We start from the raw sequence: 1,506 nt of genomic DNA on the forward strand, positions 1-1,506 counted from the left end.
CGGCAGTACTCCTCGACGGCGGTCCGGTCGTCGGTGCCGAACGCCTCGGACCAGGAGGCGCCGATCTCGTCGTTGTAGCTGCGGGTGAGCAGCCACCCCTCCCGCTCGAAGCGCTCCACCATCGCCGTCGGCAGCGCCTGCAGCACGGCCGTGGCGTCCGAGACCCCGGTGACCCCGCCGGCGGCCGGCGCGGTCAGGCACGCGAACATCATCATGCCGGGGAAGGTCGTCGTGTAGCTGAGTTCGTGGTGCATGCACATCGGCTGGTTGGGCGGCCACGCCGTGGAGGAGTACACACCGTCCCGGTACGACTCGCGCGCGGCGAACGCCTCCCGTTCGGTCATCAGCGGCCCGCCGGCGAGCTGCTGGAAGACCGCGCCGACCTGGTCCGCCTCACGCAGTCCCAGACCGCGCACCAGCACCGAGCCGTGCTCGGCCACCAGGGAGCGCAGTGCGTCCCGCTGCCCGGCCGCCCAGCTCGCCGCGTCCCCGGGGGACTCGACGTGCAGGACCGGGGGCCTGCCCGGCCGCGACTCCACGTCGAGCAGTGACGCGTGGGATGAGGACGACATTTCTTTTCCTTTCGGTCGCGGCTCAGGAGGGAGCCGGCAGGGCAGCGGCGCGCAGCACGGCTCGTGCCGCCTCGGCCGGACGGGTGCGGAGGAAGTAGTGGCCTCCGTCGGCGAGTTCGTACAGATCGACGTGTTCGGCCAGCAGCCGCCAGTCGCGGTGCCGTCCGGGGTGTGCCGTGACCGGGTCGTCCGCGGCCACGACGACGGTGACCGGCGCGGACAGCCGTACGGCGGGCGGGGCCTCCAGGAGGCCGGCGAAGTACTCGTGGGCGGCCACGCAGTCGTGGCGGTAGGCGGCACCGACGTGCTCGGCGCGCTCGGCGTCCAGCTCGCCGAGTCCGGTGTGGCCGCGGCCGTCGCCCAGTCCGGCGGCGATCTCGGCGTTGCTCCTGCGGGTGAGCCTTTCGACGGCGCTCCGCCGTTCCGCCGCTCCGCCGAGCAGCTGAGCGGCGAGGAACACCCGTTCGACCTCGCCGCCGCGCTCCTGGAGCCTCCGCGCCGTCTCCACGGCGGGAGCGGTGCCGGAGGAGTGGCCCCACAGCAGCACCCGGGCGGCGCCCAGGCCGATGACCTCGTCCACGACCCGCTCGACCACCTGCTCCAGCGGTGCGAAGGGTTCACGGGCGGCCGCCAGGTCGTGTCCGGGGAGCTCGACGGCGTACACGGCCGGTCCGTCGGCCGCCAGGACACCGGCCAAGGGCTGGAAGTTCACCGCGTTGCCACCCGCGTAGGGGAAGCAGACCAGGACACCGGCGGTTGCTTCCTTCGGCTCCGACAGGCGCTCCAGCAGACGGTCTCCGGCGGTGCGGCCAGTGCCCGGCGCCGCGCCCGGGCCGTTCGGGGCCGGTTGGTCGTGGGTGGTGTCGGTGGTGTCGGTGTCGAGGAGTGCGGCGAGGTCGGTGAGGACGGGGTGGCGGGTGACGTCCTTGAGGGT

The 1,506-nt window shown here is 73.6% G+C and carries 2 protein-coding genes; both read right to left on the minus strand.

Annotated features, from left to right (window positions below):
• A partial coding sequence (locus tag AB0J10_RS31705; RefSeq protein WP_363066542.1) for a TauD/TfdA family dioxygenase occupies positions 1-572 on the minus strand: 572 nt, incomplete at its 3' end.
• Positions 573-594: 22 nt separating this feature from the next.
• Positions 595-1,506: alpha/beta fold hydrolase (locus AB0J10_RS31710; RefSeq protein WP_363066544.1), on the minus strand; the 912-nt coding region annotated here is incomplete at its 5' end.

This window comes from Streptomyces sp. NPDC049887 (genome assembly GCF_040656535.1).
In the GTDB taxonomy this organism is placed as follows: Bacteria; Actinomycetota; Actinomycetes; order Streptomycetales; family Streptomycetaceae; genus Streptomyces.